Genomic DNA, 22647 nt, shown 5'->3' with positions numbered 1-22647 from the left:
GATGAGGATGATGATTTTCGGTGCCGGCTTCTCCGGTCTCGCCATATCCCGGGCGCTTGCCGGCGGCTGTGAGTTTGCCGGCGGCACCACCCGCAGCCCCGAACGCTTTCCGGCGTTGCAAGGCGCAGGCCTGACCCCGTTCATCTATGATGGTGGCACGCCATCGGACGAGTTGAGCGCCGCAATCGGCGAAGTCACCCATCTGGTCATGTCGATTGCACCCGATACCGCTGGTGACCCGCTACTGGCGGCATTTTCCGGTGGTTTGCGTCCCTCGATGCCGAAGCTCGGGTGGATCGGCTATCTCTCCACCGTCGGCGTCTATGGCGACCATGGTGGTGAATGGGTCGACGAGGAAACGCAGTGCAAGCCGGTCTCCAAACGCTCGGTGGCGCGCCTTGCTGCCGAAGACGGCTGGACCCGGCTGGCCGCCGAAGCCGGGATCCCGCTCGCCATTCTCCGGCTGTCAGGCATTTACGGCCCCGGACGCAACGCGCTCAAGACAATCCATGATGGCAAGGCGCGGCGGCTGGTCAAGCCAGGCCAGGTGTTCAACCGTATCCATGTCGCAGACATTGGCGGCGCGGCGGCACTGCTCGCCAGCAAGCGGCTGGGTGGCATCTACAATGTCACCGACGACATGCCCGCACCGCCGCAGGATGTTGTCAGCGAGGCCGCGCGGATCATGGGGGTTGAGCCACCCGCCGAAGTCGATTTCGAGACCGCCGACCTGTCGCCGATGGCGCGGTCGTTTTACGGCGAGAACAAGCGTGTCTCCAATGCAAGGATCAAGACTGCCGGCTACGAGTTCATGTATCCCGACTACATGGCCGGACTGAAGGCCCTGTACAGCGGCGGCGCATGGAAGGGATAACGGCGGTGCACTGCAACAAAACGCAACAATAAGTGAATTTGGCGATCTTCTTTTGGCCTGCTTGAGTGTCCATCACCCGGGGCATCACCAAAAGGGATCTGAAATTGACTTCAACACGCATCAACGCACGCGCCACCGGATTGTTCCTCGCAGGTCTCATGACTGTCGCGGCCACCCTTTCCAGCATCAGCCAGGCTTCCGCCGCCGATCCGTCCTGCGGACGCGCCTCTTGGTACGCGCTGACCTCGCAAACCGCGTCGGGCGAGCGCATGGATCCCTCCAAGCTGACTGCCGCGCACCCGCGTCTGCGCTTTGGAACGAAGGTCGAGGTCGTCAATCGGCGCAACGGCAAATCGGTCATCGTGCGCATCAATGACCGGGGCCCATTCGTCAAAGGCCGGATCATCGATGTCTCCAAGGCGGCCGCCAGTCACCTCGGCATGATCAAGTCCGGTGTGGCTAAAGTTTGCTTTCGCGTGGTTTCCTGATCCTGCCGTCTTGCCAGACCCGATTGTCTCGCTATTGTGGCGAGGCATGTATTCTTTCAAGGGGTTACAGCGCTAATATGCGTTTGCATGAACGCATTGCGCTGGCAGAGGCGGGCAATGATGGAAAGCGCGGAAATTCAGGGGCGGCAGCACGAACTGACCAGGGAGATTGCTTCGCGGCGTGATGATCTGGTGGCCCTGACCCAGGATCTGATTCGCATCCCGACGCTCAACCCGCCCGGCGATTTCTATCGCGACATCTGCGAATATCTCGCCCGCCGTCTCGAAAAATCCGGCTTCGAGGTCAAACTGCTGCGCGCTGAAGGCACGCCAGGCGACAGCGAACGCCATCCGCGCTGGAACGTGATCTGCCGCCGCGAAGGTGGCCGCTCCGGCCCGTGTGTTCACTTCAACTCGCATATCGACGTTGTGTCGACCGGCGCCGGCTGGACCTTTGATCCCTTCGGCGGAACCGTATCCGACGGCAAGATCTATGGCCGCGGCGCCTGCGACATGAAAGGCGGGCTCGCCGCCTCCATCGTCGCGGCCGAAGCCTTCGTGGCCCTGTGGCCGGAATATCCCGGCGCAATCGAGATTTCCGGCACCGCGGACGAGGAAACCGGTGGCTATGGCGGTGTGGCCTGGCTCGCCGAGCAAGGTTATTTTTCGCCCGAGCGCGTGCAGCACGTGATCATTCCCGAGCCGCTGAACAAGGACCGTATCTGTCTCGGCCACCGTGGCGTCATGTGGGCCCAGATCAAGACCCATGGCCGCATTGCCCATGGTTCGATGCCGTTCCTGGGCGATTGTGCCGTCCGCCACATGGGCGCGGTCATTTCCGAGATGGAAACATCGCTGTTTCCGGCTCTGGCGAAGAAGCACACCGCCATGCCGGTGGTGCCCGATGGTGCCCGGCAATCCACCATGAACATCAATTCGCTGCATGGCGGACAGGCCGAACCGGATCCGGATTTCACCGGCTTCCCGTCGGCATGTGTGCCCGACGAGGCCCGCATGGTCATCGACCGGCGTTACCTGATCGAGGAGAAGGCCGAGGAGGTGCGCGAGGAGATCGTCTCGCTGCTCGAACGGGTCAAGGCCGAGCGGGACGGCTTCCGCTATGATTTCGAAGAGCTCTGGCAGGTCAGCCCGACCATGACATCGATCGATTCGCCGGTGGTCAAGGCGGTCGAGCGCGGCATTCGCTCGGCGCTTTCCTGCGAGCCGGTTCACGTCGTCTCGCCCGGCACTTACGACCAGAAACATATTGACCGCATTGGCCGCTTGAAAGACTGTATCGCCTATGGACCCGGCATTCTCGATCTGGCGCACCAGCCGGACGAATATGTGGGGATCGACGACATGGTTGATTCGGCAAAGGTTATGGCTTTTGCATTGGATGATCTTCTGCACGGACGCGCGTAAGACGTAAGCCGTGCCAACGGGAGCGAAGGGAACAGACATGACAAAGAACTCGATCGCGGCGACAGCCGTTTCATTGCTGGCATTGGGCCTGGCATTTGGCGTCACGCCGGCCATGGCCGCCAAGATGGATGTCAGCATCGGCATGCAGCTCGAGCCGCCGAACCTTGATCCGACCGGCGCCGCCGCTGCGGCGATTGACGAAGTGGTCTACGCCAACGTGTTCGAAGGCCTCACCCGCTTTGGCTCGGATGGTTCGATCCTGCCGGCGCTGGCGGAAAGCTGGGACATCTCCGATGACGGGCTGACCTACACTTTCAAGCTGCGCACCGGTGTGAAATTCCATGACGGCTCGGATTTCGACGCTGAAGACGTCAAGTTCTCCCTCGACCGCGCCCGCGCGGACGATTCAACCAACGCCCAGAAGGCGCTGTTCGCAGACATCGCTTCGGTCGACGTGATCGATCCGGCCACCGTCAAGGTGACGCTGTCCAAGCCGAACGGCTCGTTCCTGTTCAACATGGCCTGGGGCGATGCGGTCATCGTCGCGCCTGAAACGGCAGCCGGCAACGCCGCCAAGCCGGTCGGTACCGGTCCGTTCAGCTTCACCGAATGGGTCAAGGGCGACCGCGTCGAGCTTGGCCGCTATGACGGCTACTGGGGCAACCCGGTCAAGCTGGACAAGGTGACATTCAAGTTCATCTCCGATCCGACCGCGGCTTTCGCTGCGATGATGGCCGGCGACCTTGATGCCTATCCGGCCTTCCCGGCGCCCGAGAACCTGGTTCAGTTCGAGGCCGATCCGCGTTTCGAGGTGATCATCGGTTCGTCCGAGGGCGAAACCATTCTCGCCATGAACAACAAGAAGGCGCCGCTCGACAACATCAAGGTACGTCAGGCGATCACCCACGCGATTGACCGTCAGGCAATCATTGATGGCGCCCTGTTCGGCTACGGCACGCCGATCGGCACCCACTTCGCGCCGCACAACCCGGCCTATGTCGATCTGACCGCCCAGTCGGCCTATGATCCCGAGCAGTCCAAAGCACTGCTGGCCGAAGCCGGTGTCAGCGATCTAACCCTGTCGCTCAAGCTGCCGCCGCCAAGCTATGCCCGCCGTGGCGGTGAAATCATCGCGGCGCAATTGCGCGAGGTCGGCATCAATGTCGACATCACCAATGTCGAATGGGCGCAATGGCTCGATGATGTGTTCAAGGCCAAGAATTTTGACCTGACCATCGTCTCGCACACCGAACCGATGGATATCGGTATCTACGCCCGCGACGACTACTACTTCCAGTACGGCGATCCGGAATTCAAGGCGATCATGGCTGACCTCGACAAGGCAACCGACCCGGCCAAGCGCACCGAACTGATGCAGGCTGCGCAGAAGAAGATCGCGGACGACTACGTCAACGCCTATCTGTTCCAGCTCCCCCGTACCGGTGTGACCAATGCCAAGCTCAAGGGCATCTGGCCCAACTCGCCGACCCAGGCCAACGACATGACCGGTGTTTACTGGGAAGACTGAAACCTGAGTTGAAGATGATGGCCGGGCCAGGTTTGCCCGGCCATCACGCTACCAAGCCCCTTGGATAATGCCCGATGACCGCCTATTTCCTGCGGCGCCTCCTGTCCCTGTCGCTCAGCCTGATTGCTGCCAGTCTGGTCATCTTCCTGGTCATGGAAGTGGTTCCGGGCGATCCGGCGTCGTTCATGATGGGGCTCAATGCCGATCCCCAGGCTGTCGCGGCATTGCGCACCCAGCTTGGCCTCGATGAGCCGCTGCCGCTGCGCTATCTCGGATGGGTCGCGGGCCTGCTGCAGGGCGATTTCGGCATTTCCTATACCTACCGCGTCCCGGTTTCCGAACTGATCGCCGAGCGGGTGGTGATCTCGCTGCCGTTGACGCTCTACGCGCTGGCGATTTCGACATTGATTGCTTTCCCGGCAGGAATCCTGGCCGCCGCCCGGCGCAATTCCGCCGCCGACCTGTCGGTCATGGGCGCCACCCAGCTTGGTGTGGCGATCCCGAATTTCTGGTTTGCGATGATCCTGGTGCTGGTCTTCGCCGTCAATCTGCGCTGGTTTTCCGCCGGCGGTTTCCCCGGATGGGACGCCGGCTTCTGGGTTGCGATGAAGGCGCTGACACTGCCGGCGATTGCCCTGGCATTGCCGCAGGCGTCGATCCTCGCACGGGTCATGCGTTCCTCGCTGATCGACACGCTCGACGAGGATTTCATGCGCACCGCCCGGGCCAAGGGTCTCAGCCGTGGCCAGGCGCTCAGACGCCATGCACTGCGCAATGCGCTGATCCCGGTGCTGACCATTATCGGCCTGCAGTTTTCCTTCCTGCTGGCTGGCGGCATCATCATTGAAAACGTCTTCTATCTTCCCGGGCTCGGCCGGCTGGCGTTCCAGGCGATCACCCAGCGTGACCTGATTGTCGTCCGCTCGGTGGTGATTCTCCTGGTCTTCGCCGTCATCGTCGTCACTTTTCTGGTCGATCTCGCCTATGCGCTAGCAGACCCGAGATTGCGCAGGCGCCGGTCATGAGCACAAGTCCTTCAGATCGTTCCTTGCTGCGCATGGCGCTGGGTCATCCGGCCTTTGTCCTGGGCTTCGTGCTCTCTGCGCTGTTCATCGCGCTCGCACTGCTCTCGTTCATCTGGACGCCATTCGATCCGACCAAGCTCGACATCGCCGGAAAGCTCAAGGGCCCGTCCTTCGAACACTGGTTCGGCACCGATCATTTCGGCCGCGACATGTTCTCGATGATCATGGTCGGCGCAAGGGTGTCGATTGCCGTGGCCTTTGTCGCGGTTGGCATCGGCATGGTTCTCGGTGTGCCGCTGGGCCTCTACACAGCGGCGCGCAGGGGCAGCCTGGTCGATGAAATCATCATGCGCGGCAATGACCTGGTGTTTGCCTTTCCGTCGCTGCTGCTGGCCATCATGATCACCGCCGTCTTTGGTCCGGGCGCTATCAATGCCATCATCGCCATCGGCATTTTCAACGTGCCGGTGTTTGCGCGGCTGGCCCGCGGCGGTGCGCTGTCGCTGTGGACCCGTGACTTCGTCCTTGCCGCCCGGGTCGCAGGCAAGAACAAGGCGCGCATCTCGGCCGAGCACATCCTGCCCAACATCGCCAATCTGCTGATCGTCCAGGGCACCATCCAGTTCTCGCTCGCCATCCTCGCCGAAGCAGCCCTTGCCTATGTCGGCCTTGGCGCGCAGCCGCCACTGCCGAGCTGGGGCCGCATGCTGGCCGATGCCCAGACGCTGATCTCGCTGGCGCCGCACATGGCCTTGTTTCCCGGCTTTGCAATCATCATCACCGTGCTTGGTCTCAACCTGATGGGCGACGGCCTGCGCGATCTGTTTGACCCCAAGCTGAGACGGGGGCGCTGATGCCGGTGCTTTCCATTTCCGATCTCAAGGTCGATATCCACGGCAAGACCGTGCTGCACGACATCGACCTGACACTCGAGCCCGGCCGCATCCTCGGGGTCGTTGGCGAATCCGGCTCCGGCAAGTCCATGACCGCGCTGTCGGTGATGCAGCTGTTGCCGCATGGCAGCAGCTGGAGCGGATCGATCAGGGTAGCGGGAGCCGATCTCTCCACCATGGACGAGCCGGCGCTTTGCCAGATGCGCGGCCGCGATGTCGGCATGATCTTCCAGGAGCCGATGACCGCGCTCAACCCGGTCCGCACCATCGGTGACCAGGTGGCGGAAACCGTGCGCATCCACACCGGCGCCAGCCGCCGCGAAGCCTTCGCGATCGCCCGTGAAATGCTCAACAGGGTCGGGCTTTCCGAAGACCGCTTCCCGCTCGACCGTTTCCCGCATGATCTCTCCGGCGGCCAGCGCCAGCGGGTGGTGATCGCCCAGGCTATCGCGCTCAGGCCCAAAGTGCTGATCGCCGACGAGCCGACCACGGCGCTGGATGTGACAACCCAGGCCCAGATCCTTGACCTGCTCAAGCAGCTGGTGCGGGAAGAGGACATGGGGCTGATGCTGATCACCCATGACCTGGCGGTGGTTGCCGGGCTAGCCGACAAGATCGCCATCATGAAGGATGGCGAAGTTGTTGAGGCTGGGCCGACCCGCGAGATCTTTCAGGCCATGCGCCACCCCTATACAAGGGCGCTGTTTACCGCTTCCGCCCATGTGCCCGAGCGCGGCCGCAAGCCCGAACCCGGCAAGACGCCGGTGCTGGCGGTCGAGAATGTCGTGCGTGACTATCAGCAGCCGCGCCGCAACCTGTTCGTCAAACCTCCGCCGTTCCGGGCGGTCGATCACGTCAGCTTCGAGATTTCCCATGGCGAGAATGTCGGGCTTGTCGGTGAATCCGGTTGCGGAAAATCCACCCTCGCCCGCTCGATCCTGGCGCTCGACGGATTGCAGGGCGGCGACATCCGGCTCAACGGCCATGTCTTTACCAGCGCCGGCGAGGGGCCCCATCCGGAACTCAGGGCCCGGATGCAGGTGGTGTTCCAGGATCCCTATGGTTCCTTCAATCCACGCCACCGGGTTCGAAGGCTCGTTACGGAACCGTTCCATCTCGTCAAGAATCCGCCGCGCGGCGCCGAACTGGACCGCCGGATTGACCGCGCGCTGACGGAAGTCGGCCTCACATCCAGCGATGCCGACAAATATATCCACGAATTTTCCGGTGGCCAGCGCCAGCGCATCGCCATCGCCCGGGCGCTGATCATCGAGCCGGCGCTGATCGTGCTCGACGAGGCGGTCTCTGCACTCGATGTCTCGATCCGCGCCCAGATACTTGACCTGCTTGCAGGCCTGTCGGACCGGCTGGATCTGTCCTATCTGTTCATCTCGCATGACCTGTCGGTGGTTCGCGCCATTACCGACCGGGTGCTGGTGATGAAGGACGGCCAGATCGTCGAGCAGGGCGAGACAGATAGCGTGTTTCGCAATCCGCAACATCCCTATACCCAAAAACTGGTGGCGGCGACGCCATCGCTGGAAGCGGCCCTTGCCGCGCCGGCAAACTGACAGTGAAGAAAGGACAACCCGTGAGCGAGCTTCTCGACGCCGGATTTGATACCAGCCAGTGCCTGATTGGCGGCCGATGGATTGGCGCCAGCGGTGGCAAGACGTTGCCGGTGGAAGACCCCTCGACCGGCAACGAAATCGGCCGTATCGCGCGGGGTGGAAAAGCCGAGATCGAAGCCGCGGTCGATGCGGCGCAATCAGCACTCTCGGGCGAGTGGGGCCGGATGCCCGCAGCCGAACGCGGCCGCCTGCTCGCCAAGATCGGCCGGGCGGTGGAGGAAAACGTCGAGTGGCTGGCCAAACTCGAAGCCCATGATGTCGGCAAGCCATTGACCCAGGCCCGTGCCGATGCCCGTGCGCTGGCGCGCTATCTGGAATTCTACGGCGGCGCCGCCGACAAGATCCATGGCGAGACCATTCCCTATCTCAATGATTACACGGTCTACACCCTGCGCGAGCCGCATGGCGTGACCGGTCACATCATCCCGTGGAACTATCCGATGCAGATCCTCGGCCGCTCGGTTGGTGCCGCACTGACCATGGGCAATGCCGCGGTTCTCAAACCCGCCGAGGAGGCCTCGCTGACAGCGCTGGCTTTTGCCCGCATCGCCATGGAATGCGGCCTGCCGGACGGCGCGCTCAATGTGGTGCCGGGCCTCGGCGAGGAAGCCGGCGCCGCACTCTGTTCGCATCCGGGTGTCAATCATCTCTCCTTTACCGGTTCGCTCGAAACCGGCCGCAAGATCCAGCAGGCGGCGGCACAGAATGTGGTCCCGGTGACGCTGGAACTCGGTGGCAAGTCGCCGCAGATCGTCTTTGCCGATGCTGATCTCGACCGCGCCCTGCCGTTTCTGGTCAATGCCGGCATCCAGAACGCCGGCCAGACCTGTTCCGCCTCCTCGCGCATTCTCGTCGAGGCATCGCTGCACAAGGAAGTCGTCCGGCTGATGAGCGAACGCTACAAGGCGCTGACTGTCGGTGCCGCCATCGAAGATCAGTCGGTCGGCCCGCTGATTTCCGCGCGGCAGAAGAACATCGTCCAGGGTTTCCTGGCCGAGGCCGACGAGGACGGGCTCGCCCCGGTGGCCGAGGGGCAGATGCCGAAATCAGCCCCTATGGGTGGCCATTATGTGCGCCCGACGCTTTACGGCGATGTCGATCCCGGCCACGCGCTGGCCCGCGACGAGATTTTCGGCCCGGTGCAGGTGATCATCCCGTTCCGTGACGAGGAAGAGGCCATCGCCATTGCCAACGGCACCGATTACGGCCTTGTGGCCGGGGTCTGGACCGCCGACGGTGGCCGGCAGATGCGGATGGCGCGCGAAATCCGCTCCGGGCAGGTCTTTGTCAACAATTACGGCGCCGGTGGCGGCGTCGAACTGCCCTTTGGCGGCGTTGGCAAATCCGGCCATGGCCGCGAAAAGGGCTTTGAGGCGCTTTACGGCTTCTCGGCGCTGAAAACCGTCGCCGTCTGGCACGGCCGTTGAATTTCTGAATCAGGAGAGAATGATGAGACTTGAAGGCAAGACCGCGCTGGTAACCGGCGGCGCATCCGGATTTGGCGCCGGCATTGTCCGCAAATTCCTGGCCGAGGGCGCCCGCGTCGCCATCGCCGACATCAATGCCGCTGCGGCGGGCGACTTCGCCTCGGAGCTTGGCGACAAGGCCTTTGCCGTGACGGTGGACGTGTCCCGCAATGACAGCGTTGCCGCGATGGCAAAGACCGTGCTCGAGCGTTTCGGCGGTCTCGACATTCTCGTCAACAATGCCGGCATCACCCATCTGCCGGCAGCGATGGAAGAGGTCAGCGAAGAGGACTTCGACAGGGTTCTCGCGGTCAACACCAAGTCCGTCTACCTCACGGCACGTCACTTTGTTCCGGTCATGAAACAAAAGGGTGCCGGTGCCATTCTCAATGTGGCCTCCACCGCCGGCGTCAGCCCGCGGCCGCGGCTGAGCTGGTACAATTCCTCCAAGGGCTGGATGATCACGGCGACCAAATCGATGGCCGTGGAACTGGCGCCGTCGGGCGTGCGCGTCAACGCCATCAACCCGGTGGCGGGCGAAACCCCGCTGCTCAAGTCCTTCATGGGCGAGGACACGCCGGAAATTCGCGCCAAGTTCCTCTCGACCATTCCGCTGGGCCGGTTTTCCACCCCCGAGGACATGGGCAACGCCGCCTGTTTCCTCTGCTCCGACGAGGCGGCAATGGTCACCGGAGTCACCATGGAAGTCGATGGCGGTCGCTGCATCTGAGGCGGCCCCGAGGCGTCCCGGAGGGTGAATCGCTTGCTATGCGGTATCTGAACGGCTAGCAGGGGACCAACAGACAGCATCGCACGCCTGTGAGGTGTGCTTGTGGACGCTGTGGACCTTTGCAATCATGCATGTGTGTTGACGTTACAATGTCCCATCTGGACGCGGCAATGCATTGGGAGATCAGATCATGCGCCTAGGCGGACGCCTGCAAGCAGCAATAGAAGTCCTGACCGAGATCGACGCACGGCACCGGCCTGTGCCCGATGCACTCAAGGACTGGGGATTGTCACACCGGTTCGCCGGCTCCGGCGATCGCGCGGCGATCTCCAACCTGGTTCACGACGCGCTCAGGATGAAGCTGTCGCACGGCTTCATCATGGATGGCGATACCCCCGCCGATCTCGCCGTGGCCACGCTGCTGCGGCAATGGAAAATCAGCCCGGAAGACCTCACGGCCAGTCTGGACGGAGACAAGTTCGCCCCCGAAATTCCCTCGACGGAGAGCATGGCCGCCAGTCTGGCGCGGGATCTGTCGCAGGCCGCACCCCACGTCCGCGCGGACATTCCCGAATGGCTGGCAGCCTCTTTCGAGCGTGCCTTTGGCAATGAGTGGGAAGCCGAAGCCCAGGCGATGACGGCCCGCCCGCCGCTCGATCTCAGGGCCAACACGCTTGTAACCGATCGCGACCAGGTGCTGGAAGCCTTTGCCGAGCAGGGCGCCCGTCCCACCCGGCTGGCGCCAAACGGCGTCCGGATCGAAGCCGGCGAAGGACCTCAGCGCCAGATCGCCGCCACCAGCGAAGTCAGCTTCGCCCGGGGCTGGTTCGAGATCCAGGACGAGGGCTCGCAACTGGCCGCAGGCCTGGCCGGTGCGACTGCCGGTGAGAAGGTGCTGGATTATTGCGCCGGAGGCGGCGGCAAGTCGCTGGCATTCGCCGCGATGATGAAAAATCAGGGCAGCATCAATGCCTTTGATGCCGACCGCCGCAGGCTCGCGCCGATGGTCGAGCGGATCCGCCGCGCAGGTGCCGAGATCATCTACATCAAGGAGCGCGCCGCCAAGCTGGCCGGTCTCGAAGGCCGCATGGACCGGGTATTGATCGATGCGCCTTGCACCGGAACCGGCACCTGGCGCCGCCGCCCCGATGCCAAATGGCGCATATCGGAAAAGAACATCGCCGACCGCACCGCCGACCAGGATCAGGTGCTTGATAGCGCATCGCTTTACGTGCGGCCCGGCGGCGAGCTGGCCTATGTCACCTGTTCGCTTCTGCCGGAAGAAAACACCGACCGGGTGAAGGCGTTTTTGCAGCGCCATCCGGAATTTGAAACCATTAGCCTCAAGCAGCGTTGGGGCAGCGTGGTGGCGGATCCGGATGCACCGGTTCCCTATGCGGATCAGAACCTGGGCTTGCTGCTGTCGCCACGGCGCACCGGCACCGACGGGTTCTATTTCGCCGGGTTCCGCCGCAAGCTGGTGTAGGGCGCCTGCACCGGAACGGGTAACGCGATCACAAGGCTTAGATCATGACCAAGAAGCACGCACTGACGCTTATCCTGTTTGTCGTCCTGACCGTCGCCGGTGGCAGCCTGGTCGGATATTCGTCGCTTCCGGGGCCTTGGTACCAGGACCTGCAGAAGCCGGCTTTCAATCCGCCGAACTGGATCTTCGGGCCGGTCTGGACGGTGCTCTACGTGCTGATCGGCATCGCCGGTGCGCGGGTCTTTATCCGCGAACGCGGCAACTGGCTGCCGAAAATCTGGTTCCTGCAGATGGCGCTGAACTTCATCTGGTCCCCGGTTTTCTTCACGCTGCACCGGCCGGATCTGGCTTTGGCGGTTCTGCTCGCCATGCTGCTTGCGATCCTGGCTTTCATCGCACTGGCCTGGAACCGCGATCGTCCCTCTGCCCTGCTGTTTCTGCCCTATGCGGCCTGGGTCAGCTTTGCCGGCCTGCTCAATGGCGCAATCTGGTGGTTAAACCCGCTCTGAACCGTCGTTTTCCGAAAATTCGCTTGCTGTTTGACCCCCTGCTTGGCACCTTCGCATCTGCGAAAGGAATTGCCGCATGAATGAGAGGCCAGACGAGAATTTCCGCGAACGCGTCACTGCCAGCTTTGCCCGGCAGAACGTCATGCGCACCATTGGCGCTGACCTGACCAGCGTGGAATATGGCGTCGTCGAAATCGAGATGCCGTTTCGCCAGGACCTGACCCAGCAGCATGGCTTCCTGCATGCCGGTATCCTGTCGACCGCGCTTGATTCCGCCTGCGGCTATGCCGCGCTTTCGGTGATGCCGGAAGATGCGGCGGTGCTGACCATCGAATTCAAGATCAACCTGCTGTCGCCCGGCCGCGGCGACCGCTTCCTGTTTCGCGGCGAGGTGACCAAGCCGGGAAGCACCATTATCGTCAGTGACGGCCGGGCTTATGCCATTTCCGATGGACCCGCCAAGCTGATTGCATCCATGACCGGCACCATGATGGTGGTGCGCGGACGCGAGGGGATTGCCGGATGAGCGGGACAATCAAGCAAGTCGGCGATCGCCGGATCCTATATGTGATGGCGGCGGAAGCTGAATACGGACCGCACCTCAAGGCGCGGTTCGAGCCGCTGTTCACCGGTGTTGGCCCGGTTGAGGCCGCAGCCGCGATTGCTGCCGGCCTGGCCATTTCCGGTTCCAGCCAGCCCGATTGTATCGTCTGTCTCGGCTCTGCCGGGTCGCGCACCCTGGAACAGACCGGCGTCTATCAGGTTTCCTCGGTCAGTTACCGTGACATGGACGCAAGCCCGCTCGGTTTCGAGAAGGGCCGGACCCCGTTTCTCGACCTGCCTGCCGTGCTACCTCTGCCGGTGATCGCCGATGGTGTTCCCACGGCAAGGCTATCCACCGGCGCCAACATCGTCTCGGGAGCCGCCTATGATCTCATCGATGCCGACATGGTTGACATGGAAACCTTTGCCGTTCTGCGCGCAGCCCACCGCTTTGACGTGCCCGTGATTGGCCTTCGCGGCATTTCCGATGGCAAGGCCGAGCTCAACCACATCGACGACTGGACCGAATATCTGCATGTGATCGATGAAAAACTGGCCCAGGCGGTGGATCGCGTGGAGCAGGCGATTGCATCCGGCGCGGCTTTGGCTTAATCGCTCGCCATGAACGATATCCTTCACACCACTCATCCCGATTCCATCCTGATCATCGATTTCGGCAGTCAGGTCACCCAGCTCATTGCCCGCCGTGTCCGCGAAGCCGGCGTGTATTGCGAGATCGTCCCGTTCCAGCTGGCCGATGAAGGCTTTGCCCGGATGCAGCCGAAAGGCGTGATTTTCTCCGGCGGTCCGGATTCGGTCACCCGCGAAGGCTCGCCCCGCGCGCCGCAGGCTGTGTTTGACTCGGGCGTGCCGATCCTCGCCATCTGCTATGGCCAGCAGACATTGTGCACCCAGATCGGCGGCAGCGTCGAAGGCGGTCACCACCGCGAATTCGGCCGTGCCGATGTCGAGATCCTCAAATCCTCGCCGCTGTTCGAGGGTTTTTGGGAAGTCGGCAAGAAATACCCGGTCTGGATGAGCCACGGCGACCGTGTCACCAGGTTGCCGGAAGGCTTCGAGGTTATCGGCACATCGCCGAATGCACCGTTTGCCATCTCGGTGGACGAGAAGCGGCGCTACTACACCACGATGTTCCACCCGGAAGTGGTGCACACGCCCGATGGCGCGAAACTCCTGTCCAATTTCGTGCACAAGATCGTCGGCCTGAAAGCCGATTGGTCGATGGCAGCCTACCGCGCCGAAATGGTGCAGAAGATCCGCGACCAGGTCGGCTCCGGCAAGGTCATCTGCGCGCTCTCCGGCGGCGTCGATTCCTCCGTTGCAGCCCTGCTGATTCATGAGGCGATTGGCGACCAGTTGAGTTGTATCCTCGTCGATCACGGCCTGATGCGCATGAACGAGGCCGCCGACGTGGTGGAGATGTTCCGCGAACACTACAATCTCAACCTCAAGCTGGTCGATGCCTCCGACCGTTTCATTTCGCAGCTCGAGGGCGAAGCGGATCCGGAAACCAAGCGCAAGACCATCGGCCGGCTGTTCATCGAGGTGTTCGAGGAAGAAGCAAAGAAGATTGGCGGTGCCGATTTCCTCGCCCAGGGCACGCTCTATCCCGACGTGATCGAAAGCGTCTCCTTCTCCGGTGGCCCTTCGGTGACGATCAAGTCGCACCACAATGTCGGCGGCCTGCCCGAGCGCATGAACATGCAACTGGTCGAGCCGTTGCGCGAACTGTTCAAGGACGAAGTCCGCGCGCTTGGCCGCGAACTGGGCCTGCCCGACAGCTTCATCGGCCGGCATCCGTTCCCCGGACCGGGGCTGGCGATCCGCTGCCCCGGCGGCATCACCCGCGAAAAGCTCGACATCCTGCGCCAGGCCGATGCGATCTATCTCGACGAGATCCGCAAGGCAGGCCTCTACGACACCATCTGGCAGGCATTCGCCGTGCTGTTGCCGGTTCAGACCGTCGGTGTCATGGGCGATGGCCGTACCTATGAATTCGTCTGCGCGCTCCGTGCCGTTACCTCGGTCGATGGCATGACCGCGGATTTCTATCCCTACGACATGGATTTCCTCGGCAAGACTGCGACCCGGATCATCAACGAGGTCAAGGGCATCAACCGCGTCGTCTACGACGTCACCTCAAAACCCCCCGGAACCATCGAGTGGGAATAGTTTTTCAGGTGTGAGCCAGTGAAGTATCGTGCCGAAATCGACGGTTTGCGTGCGCTTGCTGTTGTACCGGTAATCCTTTTCCACGCTGGATTCGAACTGTTTGGCGGGGGATTTGTCGGCGTAGATATATTCTTTGTTATCAGTGGCTACCTGATAACAACAATCCTTGTTGAAGACATAGAAAACAAGCGATTCAGCATCGTCAAATTCTATGAAAGACGTGCGCGAAGAATCCTGCCGGCCTTGTTCTTCGTAATGCTTGTCTGCATTCCGTTCGCCTGGATGTGGATGATTCCCAGCGAGATGAAGGACTTCTCAAAAAGTCTTGTCGCTGTCAGTCTGTTTGCTTCCAACATTCTTTTTTGGAAGCAAACCGGATATTTTGCTGCCGACTCTGATGAAAAACCGCTGCTGCATACGTGGAGCCTGGCGGTGGAGGAGCAGTACTACCTGCTGTTTCCTGTTTTCCTGATATTTGCCTGGCGATTTGGCAAGAACAGAGTGTTCTGGACGATTGTTGCCATGGCAGCAGTCAGCTTGATGCTGAGTGAATGGGGATGGCGTAGCAAATCCAGTGCCAATTTTTATCTCGCCCATACACGTGCCTGGGAGTTGTTTGCGGGTTCAATTTCTGCATTTGTCGTTCAGCGCAGAGGCGTGCAGCATAACAACGTTTTTGCGATAACGGGATTGGCTGCGATCGTTTTTTCCATCTTTGCCTACGACGAACGCACACCGTTTCCCAGTGTCTATGCCTTGGTTCCGGTTCTGGGTGTTGTGCTGCTGATCCTGTACGCACAAAAGGATACGCTGCCTGCAAAGCTGCTGAGCACGAGGGCGTTCGTAGGAGTAGGCTTGATAAGCTATTCTGCCTACCTGTGGCATCAGCCATTGTTCGCGTTTGCACGAATCAGACTGCTGGGTGAAACAACCGATCTGATTATGTTGACCCTGAGTGCACTGTCGATTTTGCTTGCTTTTCTTAGCTGGAGATATGTTGAGAAGCCATTTCGTGCCGACGCAATTACAACACGAAGACACATCCGGATCGGGACATTGACCGGGTTCATCGCATTCGTCTCCATTGGCCTTGTTGGTATTCAGCAAGATGGATTTGGTCAAAGACTGGATAAGTTTGCTGGTTGGAGCGAGTTCCAGGACATTGCGTCTGTAGGGTCTACCCATTGCCACAATGCAGGGAGACGGACTGCTGCGCAGTTGAGGCAGGCAGATTTTTGCGTGATTGGTGAAGGTGAAGCGGAGGTTGCAATCATTGGAGACTCCCATGCAGGAGCTTTGTTTGAAGCTGCAAACGGGTATCTCATCGATAGCAAGAAGTCAGCGATAGCCGCTAGTGGAGGGTACTGCGCTCCATTGCTGAATGGATTTGAAGCCGGAGACGGCTGCAATGAAGTAATGGAGCTGGCGATCAATCATGCAATCTCTTCTCAAACGATAAAAACCATCATCATTGCTGCGGAATGGGCCAATTATACCTCAGGATACCGGCTTGACGATGAGCCAGGTTTGTGGCGTGACGATCAGGGGGCTGCAGTACGTGCTTCCGATAATGTTGAGATTTTCCGTCGATCCTTCGCGCTCACCTTTGATGCGCTTTCAAGGTCGAACAAACACGTTTTGATTCTGCTTCCGGTTCCCGAATTCAGTCAGGATTCCTACGACTGGGTTGGCCATCAATTGCTTTTTGACAGGTTCGCTGATGCAAAGGCTGCAACATCGAATTTGCCACCGATATCGGTTTCGGAATACGAACAGCGAAATGATGATGTTCTGACGGTTTTCAGTCGCCACACCGCGCAAAACGTGAGTTTCGTCCCCATGACAGATTTGTTTTGCGACATCAACAAATGCCGCCAATTCAGTGCGGACAACAAAATTCTGTATTCTGACTTCAACCACGTCAATTATTATGGCGCACAACTCATTGTCCAAAAGATTGCCGATAACCTGAATTATGAGTGAGGGGCTGAACATGACCGTAACGATCTACGGCATCAAGAATTGCGACACGATGAAGAAGGCGCGGGCTTGGCTCACGGAGCATTCGATCGAGGCGGATTTTAACGATTACAAGACCAGGGGTATTGACCGCGCGCGCCTGGAGCGCTGGTGCGAGAAGGCCGGTTGGGAAACCGTTCTCAACCGAGCCGGCATGACTTTCCGCAAGCTTGATGAGGCCGACAAGCAGGATCTCGACCAGGAAAAGGCCATCGCCCTGATGCTGGCGCAACCGTCGATGATCAAGCGTCCGGTGCTGGAAGCGGATGATCGGCTCATCGTCGGCTTCAAGCCGGAGCTTTACGAGCAGTTCTTCGCCTAAGGGGAATCGAGATGGCGAAGACCACCCGCGCCACGATAGCTCTCGCCAAACTCGGCATCGCCTTCACCGTTCACAGCTATGATTACGACCCGGACGCGGAAAGCATCGGTCTGCAGGCAGCCGAGGCCCTGGGGGAGCAGCCGTCGCGGGTGCTCAAGACCCTGATGGCGGAGCTTGATGGCAAGCCGGTCTGCGTCGTGCTGCCATCCGACCGCGAGGTCAGCATGAAAAAGCTGGCGGCGGCACTGGGCGGCAAGTCGGCAATGATGATGAAGCCTGCCGATGCCGAGCGTCTCACCGGCTACCATGTCGGCGGCATCAGCCCTTTCGCCCAGAAAAAGCAGGTGCCGGCCGCCATCGAGCAGGCTGCCTTGTCCGAGCCGCATGTTTTCATCAATGCCGGTCAGCGCGGATACCAGGTTCGGCTCGACCCGGCCGATGCCCAGCGCGCGATGCAAGCGGTGGCGGCTTCGGTCGTGGCCTGAACCGGCACATTGGCATTGAAATATATTTTGCCAGCCAGGCGGTTTCCCGGCTGTTGCTAGAACAGGCTGCCCTGACCCGGTTCCTTCGGCTTGTCCGCCTTGGCGCGCGCCGGCTTCTTCGGCCGGGAAATCGGTTGATCGGCACTGCTGGCAAGTGCCGAAACCTCGCCATCGGCAAACTCGACCGCGATCATCGTGCCTGCGTCCACTTGTGCCGCACGCGCCAGGACCTTGCGGTTGGAATCGCGGATCACCGCGAAGCCGCGCCCCAGTACGCTTTGATAGGACAAGGACTGCAGCATCCGCGCTTGGGCCCCGAGCCCGCGTTTGCGCTGGTCGAGCATCACAGTTAGCGCGCTGTCGCTCCTGCGGGCAAGATCCGACAGCCGTTCCCGTCCCCGTCCCTGGGTATCGGCAAGCCTGCGCGGAACCGACGCAAGAACCTGGGCATGGCGTTCCAGCCGCGATTTGAGCGCGTCGAGCCGGCGCTCCTGCACCCGGTCCATGCGTGCGATCTTGTCGCGAACCTGCTGGTGTTTCTCGCGGATCGCAGAGACCAGCGCCACCGGCGTCACCCGTGCGGCCTGCTGCTCGAACCGTCGCCGCCGGTTGGCGGTGTTGAGTTCAAGCGCCCGGCCGAGCGACTGAGCCGAGCGGTCGAGCCGCTGCCGTGGCAGCGCCAGCACGCTGTCGAGCGTTGGCAAAGCCCGCGCCAGGGCCCGGACCGCCTCGCGCCGCCGGTCGAGCGTGCGTGACTGTGCCGATTTGAGCCGCGCGGCCAGTGTCGCCAGGTGCGCATCGAGATCGGCCTTCACCGGCACTGCCATTTCCGCGGCCCCTGTCGGCGTCGGCGCGCGCCGGTCGCTGGCGTGATCGATCAGCGTCCAGTCGGTCTCGTGCCCGACCGCAGAGATCAGCGGAATGTTGGACCCTGCCGCCGCGCGCACCACCGCCTCGTCATTGAAGCCCCAGAGGTCTTCCAGGCTGCCGCCGCCGCGCGCCACGATGATCAGGTCGGGCCGCTTGATCGGGCTGTTCTCATCGAACGTGTTGAAACCGGCAATCGCCCGGGCCACTTCGTCGCCCGACGTATCGCCCTGGACCCGGACCGGCCAGACGATGACATGGACGGGAAACCGGTCTTCGATCCGGTGCAGGATATCGCGAATCACCGCACCCGTCGGCGACGTCACCACGCCGATCACCATCGGCATGTAGGGCAGCAACTGCTTGCGCCCTTCGTCAAACAGGCCTTCGGCCGCCAGCTTGCGCCGCCGTTCCTCAATCAGCGCCATCAGCGCGCCTGCGCCCGCCGGTTCGATTGCCTCGATGACGATCTGGTATTTCGACGAGCCGGCATAGGTGGTGATCTTGCCGGTGGCGATCACTTCAAGCCCTTCTTCGGGCCGGTGCTTGAGCCGCGAGAACACGCCCTTCCAGATCACCGCCTCGATCCGGGCCTTGTCATCCTTGAGCGAAAAATAGGCGTGGCCGGAGGAATGCGGCCCGCGGTAGCCCGATATTTCGCCGCGCACGCGCACATTGCCGAAGGCGTCCTCGACCGTGCGTCGAATGGAGCCGGACAGTTCACTGACTGTGAACTCGGCGGCGTTTGTGGGCGAATCATCCATAAGTGAAGGCATGCCCGAATGCGCACCATGACGCGGCTTGCGTCAAGTCTCCCGTCGCGCACGGAAGCCGGCGAAAGCGAAATCACCATGATTCACATGAAAAGCAGATTGGCCATTCCGGGCAATGAAGTTCCCGAAATCGCCCTGCAGCGGGGATTTATTTAACGTATACCGGAACTTAACCCAAAAAATGTAAACATGTGAAGATTAGTACAGGGAGGGAGATTGTTTTGAGAGCACCGAAAAATTATTTGTCACGTCTCCCGGACGAGGACAGGCGCGAAAAACCACGCCGGCAAACCAACAAGGTGGCCACCGTTTATTACATGCTTCACGGGGTACGCGGTTACTCCAAGCAGTCCTGTCGGATGGACAATATCTCCGAGAACGGCTGTCACGTTTGCCGCCTTCTGTCAGAGCCGATACCTGATTTCGTCTATTTCGTGCTTGAGGGATTGGAAGCGAAATTCCCCTGTGCCGTGATTGATCGAACCGACGATGGCCTGCATCTGAAATTCATGACTGATCTGCCCACCGAACTGGTCGACAGGATCGCGGACAAGAGATTCCCCGCGAAATAGTCAGGAAGCGGCAAATCGCCACCTGCGTCTGCTAGCGCGAACCATTGCGCCGGGCTTTGCTCCCGGTGCAGGATGCCGCCATTCGAAGCAGGACATAAGACATGAAGCATGCGGTAATCATCGGCGGTGGCCACAACGGGCTGGTTTGTGCCTGGTATCTGGCGGCAGCCGGGCACAAGGTCACGATTCTTGAAAAGAACGAGGCGGTCGGCGGCGCCGCCATCACCGAGGAGTTCCATCCCGGTTTTCGCAATTCGGTGGCCTCCTACACCGTGTCGCTGCTCAATCCGAAGGTGATTGCGGATCTCGATCTGCACCGGCACGGCCTGAAGATCGTCGAGCGCAAGATGGGCAATTTTCTGCCCTTACCCGACGGCAAGGCGCTCGAGGCAGGACCGGGCCGCACCAGGGCCTCGGTGGCGCAATTCTCGGCCCGCGACGCCGAAGCGCTCGACGGCTTTGACCGGATGCTCGAAAACGCCGCCAATGTGCTGCGCGACCTTCTGTTGCGCACCCCGCCCAACGTCACCGAAGGCAACTGGATTTCCGCCGTGCCGGAACTCCTCAAGGCAGCCTCGCTGGGGCGGCAATTTGCCGAATTGCCGCTTGATGCCCGCCGCGACGTGCTCGATCTCTTCACCTGTTCTGCCGCCGAGATTCTCGACCGCTGGTTCGAAAGCGATCCGGTCAAGGCGCTGTTCGGTTTCGACGGCATCGTCGGCAACTGGACCACCCCGCTGGCGCCCGGCACCGGCTACGTGCTGCTGCATCACTATTTCGGCGAAGTGAACGGCAAACAGGGCGTCTGGGGCCATGCCATCGGCGGCATGGGCGCCATCACCGGCGCCATGCGCAAGGCCTGCGAGGAAAAGGGCGTGGTGGTGAAAACCGGCACACCGGTCGCCCGGATCGAAACCGGCATGGGCAAGGCCCGCGCAGTCATCACCGAAGACGGACAACGCATCGAGGCAGATCTGATCGTCTCCAACATTCATCCGCAACTGCTTGTCGCAGACCTGCTTGAAGAAGCCCCTTTGCCCGAGGATTTCCGCCGCCGCATCGGCTACTGGCAGAGCGGCTCGGGCACTTTCCGGATGAATGTGGCGCTTGATGCGCTGCCCACCTTCACCGCCCGGCCCGAACCCGGGGATCATCTGAGTTCCGGCATCATCATCGCGCCGTCGCTCGATTACATGGATCGCGCCTATCTCGAATCCCGTGCCCACGGCTGGTCGAGCAAGCCGATTGTCGAGATGCTGATCCCCTCGACGCTTGATCCCACCCTTGCCCCCGAGGGCAAGCATGTCGCCAGCCTGTTCTGCCAGCACGTCGCGCCGCAACTGCCTGACGGGTTTCCCGGGGGATCGTCCTGGGATGACCACAAGGAAGCCGTCGCCGACCTGATGATCGGCACGGTGGATCGCCACGCGCCGGGATTTGCCAAAAGCGTGATTGGCCGCCAGGTGCTCTCGCCGCTGGATCTCGAACGCAAGCTGTCGCTTGTCGGCGGTGACATCTTCCATGGCAAGCTCAGCCTCAACCAGCTGTTCTCGGCCCGTCCGGTGCTGGGCTACGGTGCCTATCGCGCCCCGATGAAGGGCCTCTACATGTGCGGCTCATCAACCCATCCTGGTGGCGGAGTTACCGGTGTTCCGGGACACAATGCAGCCCGCGAAATTCTCGGCGACATCCGCGCCCGCCGGGTGTAGTCGGGGGTATCGCCGGTACGCCGCAACAGACACACTCAGGGTGAAAATCAATGAAAACCGAGATCGAAACCATTTCAGGCGAAACCCCGGGCATTGCCTATGAGCTGATTGTCCACCGGCTTGAAGGATCGGATCAGTCCGCGCCCCGCGTCTACATCCAGGCTGGCCTGCATGCTGACGAACGGCCCGGCGTTGCGGCGCTGCACTTCCTGATCCCGATGCTTGAGAAGGCCGAGGCCGAGGGCCGCCTGCTCGGCTCGGTGTCGCTGGTTCCGCACGCCAATCCGATCGGCGCCGCCCAGCACCTCTATGGTGATCACATGGGCCGGTTTTCAACCGGAAGCCGGGTGAATTTCAACCGCGATTTCCCCGTTCCCGACGAGTCCGGTGTCAGGGCGCTCGACACGGCGGCATCGGCAACCTTCGCCGAGCGCCGTCTCAAGAGCCGGCTGCTGGACCTCGCCGATGGCTGTCCGATCGTGCTTGATCTGCACTGCGACGATGAGAGCGTACAATATATTTATGCCCCCGAGCAGCTCTGGCCGGAGATGGCCGACCTCGCGGCCTGTCTCGACGCCGAAGCAGCGTTGCTGTGGGATGTGGGCGCCGACCGGGCCTTCGAAGAGGCGGTGTTTGAACAGATGAAGGCCAGCGCTGCCGGCGGCGATCTCTCCGGCCATTGCGTCACCACGGTGGAACTGCGCGGACAGAATGATGTCGATGCGGCGCTCGGCCGGAAGGATGCCGAAGGGATCTACCGCTTCCTGCAGGCGCGAGGCGTTGTCGCGGCAGATGCGGCAGCCGCGCCCCGGCTTGCAGACGGGTTTGTCGGCAAGCCGATCCGGCATGTCGACATGGTGCTTGCGCCGGTTGGTGGCACCATCCTGTTCCACGTCGCTCCCGGTGAGCGCGTTGAAGCAGGACAGATGCTTGCCGAGATCATCGTCAATCCGGGCCGCAGCGATGGAACCGTGGCGGTGCTGGCGCCGCAGGCCGGTTTCGTGCTGACCCGCCGCATCCGCCGCTTCATCCGCATGGGCGACAATCTCCTCAAGATCATCGGTGACAAGGCGGCAGTGGCATCCCGCGAAGGGGCACTGGAAGACTGA

At 61.5% G+C, this 22647-nt stretch carries 21 protein-coding genes; 20 read left to right on the top strand and 1 reads right to left on the bottom strand.

The window, feature by feature from the left end; translation table 11 throughout:
- Position 1: 1 nt before the first annotated feature.
- The 17 genes from WNY80_RS10295 (at position 2) to ybaK (ending at position 17617) form a co-directional block, all read left to right on the top strand.
- Complete coding sequence (locus WNY80_RS10295; protein ID WP_342887275.1) at positions 2–874, top strand: SDR family oxidoreductase; 873 nt, start codon at positions 2–4, stop codon at positions 872–874.
- A gap of 158 nt (positions 875–1032) precedes the next feature.
- Positions 1033–1362 (top strand): septal ring lytic transglycosylase RlpA family protein, encoded by a 330-nt coding sequence (locus WNY80_RS10290; protein ID WP_342887486.1) that lies wholly within the window; start codon positions 1033–1035, stop codon positions 1360–1362.
- A 117-nt stretch (positions 1363–1479) separates the two neighbouring features.
- Entirely contained in the window at positions 1480–2787 is a 1308-nt protein-coding gene (locus WNY80_RS10285) for an acetylornithine deacetylase/succinyl-diaminopimelate desuccinylase family protein (RefSeq protein ID WP_342887274.1), read from the top strand.
- Between the two features lie 37 nt (positions 2788–2824).
- Positions 2825–4315 carry an ABC transporter substrate-binding protein gene (locus tag WNY80_RS10280; RefSeq protein WP_342887273.1) on the top strand — a complete coding sequence of 497 codons (1491 nt, stop codon included), beginning with the start codon at positions 2825–2827 and terminating at the stop codon, positions 4313–4315.
- Between the two features lie 74 nt (positions 4316–4389).
- Complete coding sequence (locus WNY80_RS10275; protein ID WP_342887272.1) at positions 4390–5340, top strand: ABC transporter permease; 951 nt, start codon at positions 4390–4392, stop codon at positions 5338–5340.
- Complete coding sequence (locus WNY80_RS10270) at positions 5337–6194, top strand: ABC transporter permease (protein WP_342887271.1); 858 nt, start codon at positions 5337–5339, stop codon at positions 6192–6194. Before WNY80_RS10275 ends, WNY80_RS10270 begins: the two co-directional genes overlap by 4 nt.
- Entirely contained in the window at positions 6194–7804 is a 1611-nt protein-coding gene (locus tag WNY80_RS10265; RefSeq protein WP_342887270.1) for a dipeptide ABC transporter ATP-binding protein, read from the top strand. The genes WNY80_RS10270 and WNY80_RS10265 overlap by 1 nt, the downstream gene beginning before the upstream one ends.
- 20 nt (positions 7805–7824) lie before the next feature.
- A complete protein-coding gene (locus WNY80_RS10260; protein WP_342887269.1) occupies positions 7825–9291 on the top strand; it encodes an aldehyde dehydrogenase family protein in 1467 nt (488 codons plus the stop codon).
- A gap of 22 nt (positions 9292–9313) precedes the next feature.
- Positions 9314–10060 (top strand): SDR family oxidoreductase, encoded by a 747-nt coding sequence (locus tag WNY80_RS10255; protein WP_342887485.1) that lies wholly within the window; start codon positions 9314–9316, stop codon positions 10058–10060.
- Positions 10061–10250: 190 nt separating this feature from the next.
- Positions 10251–11546: an RsmB/NOP family class I SAM-dependent RNA methyltransferase gene (locus WNY80_RS10250; protein ID WP_342887268.1), complete on the top strand. Its 1296-nt coding sequence runs from the start codon at positions 10251–10253 to the stop codon at positions 11544–11546.
- Between the two features lie 44 nt (positions 11547–11590).
- On the top strand, positions 11591–12055 hold the full coding sequence (locus WNY80_RS10245) for a TspO/MBR family protein (protein WP_342887267.1): 465 nt from the start codon (positions 11591–11593) through the stop codon (positions 12053–12055).
- A 76-nt stretch (positions 12056–12131) separates the two neighbouring features.
- Complete coding sequence (locus WNY80_RS10240; protein WP_342887266.1) at positions 12132–12581, top strand: PaaI family thioesterase; 450 nt, start codon at positions 12132–12134, stop codon at positions 12579–12581.
- Positions 12578–13210: a 5'-methylthioadenosine/S-adenosylhomocysteine nucleosidase gene (locus WNY80_RS10235; RefSeq protein WP_342887265.1), complete on the top strand. Its 633-nt coding sequence runs from the start codon at positions 12578–12580 to the stop codon at positions 13208–13210. The genes WNY80_RS10240 and WNY80_RS10235 overlap by 4 nt, the downstream gene beginning before the upstream one ends.
- An 18-nt stretch (positions 13211–13228) precedes the next feature.
- Positions 13229–14791 (top strand): glutamine-hydrolyzing GMP synthase, encoded by a 1563-nt coding sequence (gene guaA, locus WNY80_RS10230; protein ID WP_342887484.1) that lies wholly within the window; start codon positions 13229–13231, stop codon positions 14789–14791.
- An 18-nt stretch (positions 14792–14809) separates the two neighbouring features.
- Positions 14810–16774, top strand: a complete 1965-nt coding sequence (locus WNY80_RS10225) for an acyltransferase family protein (protein WP_342887264.1) — start codon at positions 14810–14812, stop codon at positions 16772–16774.
- Positions 16775–16784: 10 nt separating this feature from the next.
- Positions 16785–17132 carry an ArsC family reductase gene (locus tag WNY80_RS10220; RefSeq protein WP_342887263.1) on the top strand — a complete coding sequence of 116 codons (348 nt, stop codon included), beginning with the start codon at positions 16785–16787 and terminating at the stop codon, positions 17130–17132.
- Between the two features lie 11 nt (positions 17133–17143).
- The gene (gene ybaK, locus WNY80_RS10215; RefSeq protein ID WP_342887262.1) at positions 17144–17617 is read left to right on the top strand and encodes a Cys-tRNA(Pro) deacylase; all 474 of its coding nucleotides are present in this window, start codon (positions 17144–17146) and stop codon (positions 17615–17617) included.
- 56 nt (positions 17618–17673) lie between these two features.
- Here ybaK and xseA read toward each other — a convergent pair whose 3' ends face one another.
- Entirely contained in the window at positions 17674–19260 is a 1587-nt protein-coding gene (gene xseA / locus WNY80_RS10210; RefSeq protein ID WP_342887261.1) for an exodeoxyribonuclease VII large subunit, read from the bottom strand.
- 218 nt (positions 19261–19478) lie between these two features.
- On the opposite strand from xseA, the gene WNY80_RS10205 reads away from it, so the two are divergent.
- The 3 genes from WNY80_RS10205 to WNY80_RS10195 all read left to right on the top strand — a co-directional run bounded on the left by WNY80_RS10205 (position 19479) and on the right by WNY80_RS10195 (position 22647).
- The gene (locus tag WNY80_RS10205; protein ID WP_342887260.1) at positions 19479–19829 is read left to right on the top strand and encodes a PilZ domain-containing protein; all 351 of its coding nucleotides are present in this window, start codon (positions 19479–19481) and stop codon (positions 19827–19829) included.
- Positions 19830–19930: 101 nt separating this feature from the next.
- Positions 19931–21538, top strand: coding sequence for an NAD(P)/FAD-dependent oxidoreductase (locus tag WNY80_RS10200; protein ID WP_342887259.1), 1608 nt, complete (start codon positions 19931–19933; stop codon positions 21536–21538).
- A 50-nt stretch (positions 21539–21588) separates the two neighbouring features.
- Positions 21589–22647 (top strand): succinylglutamate desuccinylase/aspartoacylase family protein, encoded by a 1059-nt coding sequence (locus WNY80_RS10195; RefSeq protein WP_342887258.1) that lies wholly within the window; start codon positions 21589–21591, stop codon positions 22645–22647.

This window comes from Hoeflea sp. AS16, assembly GCF_038900095.1.
In the GTDB taxonomy this organism is placed as follows: domain Bacteria; phylum Pseudomonadota; class Alphaproteobacteria; order Rhizobiales; family Rhizobiaceae; genus Hoeflea.
The sequence above is the reverse complement of the archived record's forward strand: the minus strand, read 5'-3'. Positions and strand labels throughout refer to the sequence as shown.